Consider the following 1,649-nt stretch of genomic DNA (forward strand, 5'->3'; position numbering starts at 1 on the left):
CCGCCGGTCTCACAGGCCGAGCTTTTCCTTGACCGCGGCAAGGCCCGGCTTGCCGTCGAAAGTGGTGACGCCGGCGAGCCAGGCGTCGAGGCGGTTCTTGTTGAGCGTGATTGCCTTCAGCGCCCCGTCCTCCGGCTTCATGCCATCATTGATCAGATAGCCCATGCCGACATTCTCGAAATCGATGTCGAAGGCGAGGTTCTTCAAGAACTGCGCGACGTTCGGGCATTGCTGCAGATAGCCCTTGCGCACCTGCGTCGTCACCGTCGCGGCGCCGAAGTTCGGGCCGAAGAACTTGTCGCCACCGGTCAGGTACTTGAAGTCGTACATCGTGTTCATCGGATGCGGCGCCCAGCCCTGAAAGACGATGAACTGCTTTTCCTTGATCTCGTAGCCGACCTCCGAAAGCATGCCAGCTTCGCTGGACTCGACCACCTGCCAGCCGTCCAGGCCAAAGGTGGGATCGGCGATGGCGTCCATCATCAATTGGTTAGAGCCGGGCTCGATGCCGTACATTTTCTTGCCGAACTTGTCGGCGAACTTGTGCAGGTCGGAGATGTCCTTAACGCCGGCATCCCAGACATAGGTCGGCACGGCGAATGTGTATTTGGCGCCTACGAGATTGACGCGCACATTCTCGATCGAGCCGTCCTTCTTGTAAGGCTCGTAATAGGTGACCATGGCCGGATCCCAGTAGCCCAGGAACAGGTCGAGATCCCTGTTCTTCATGCCCTCGTAGATGACGTTGATACCGAGTACCTGGCTTTGCGGCTGATAGCCGAGCGCCTGCAAAAGGACGTTGGCGACCCCCGTGGTGAAGGCAAGGTCGTTCCAACCGGGTTCGGCCATGCGCACAGTGCTGCACTGCTCGGCTTCGGCCGCCTGGGCCGCATGAGAGGCCAACATGAGGGCAGCAAGACAGACGCCATTTGCAAGGATGCGGAACATTCGGTTCTCCTCATTGTCAAATTGACCAATTGGTCTTTTTATTGTCCCATGGGTCAATTCTTGATCTAAGCGGGCGAAAATGTCAACGTGGATTCGCGATGCATGGACCGATCCCGTGAAACTCAAGCGCCTCAGTGAGATACGCCGCAAGGAGCTGCGGCAGGCGGCCTTCGCGGTGCTGGAGCGCGAAGGCATTGCCGGCGCGACACTGGAAAAGGTGGCGGCCCAGGCTGGCGCCTCCAAGGGCATCGTGCTGCACTATTTCCGCAACAAGCAGGAATTGTTCGAACACGCGATGCGCGAGGCCAACGCCGTCCTGTGCCAAGCGGTGATCGCGCGGCTTCGCCGGGCGCATACCCCGATGGAGCGCATGGATGCGGTGATCGAGGGCAATTTCGAGGAGCATCTGTTCCAGCCGCCTCTGTGCCATGCCTGGTTGTCGCTCTGCGCCGAGGTGCCGCGCGACGAGAAGATGGCCCGTATCCAAAGAGTGATCCATGCGCGCATGCGCTCTAACCTGTTGTCGGGCCTGCGCGGCCTCGCCTCGCCGGCGGATGCCGACGACATCGCGCTTGGCGTCACCGCGCTGATCGATGGGCTTTGGCTGCGGCTCGGCCTGCAGCCGGGCAGCGTCTCGCGCGAACAGGCCGTCCGTCAGGTCAAGAATTATATCGCGGGCCGGCTGGCCCTGCGGGAGCTTG

General features: G+C 60.9%; 2 protein-coding genes. One reads left to right on the plus strand and one right to left on the minus strand.

Annotation, left to right across the window (positions count from 1 at the left end; translation table 11 throughout):
- Positions 1-9: 9 nt before the first annotated feature.
- Positions 10-948 carry a choline ABC transporter substrate-binding protein gene (choX, locus tag EN935_RS34995; RefSeq protein WP_127263992.1) on the minus strand — a complete coding sequence of 313 codons (939 nt, stop codon included), beginning with the start codon at positions 946-948 and terminating at the stop codon, positions 10-12.
- Between the two features lie 79 nt (positions 949-1,027).
- Here choX and betI point away from each other — a divergent pair.
- The coding region (betI, locus tag EN935_RS35000) for a transcriptional regulator BetI (RefSeq protein WP_127374171.1) at positions 1,028-1,649 on the plus strand (622 nt) is incomplete at its 3' end.

Source organism: Mesorhizobium sp. M7D.F.Ca.US.004.03.1.1 (assembly GCF_003998635.1).
In the GTDB taxonomy this organism is placed as follows: Bacteria; Pseudomonadota; Alphaproteobacteria; order Rhizobiales; family Rhizobiaceae; genus Mesorhizobium; species Mesorhizobium loti.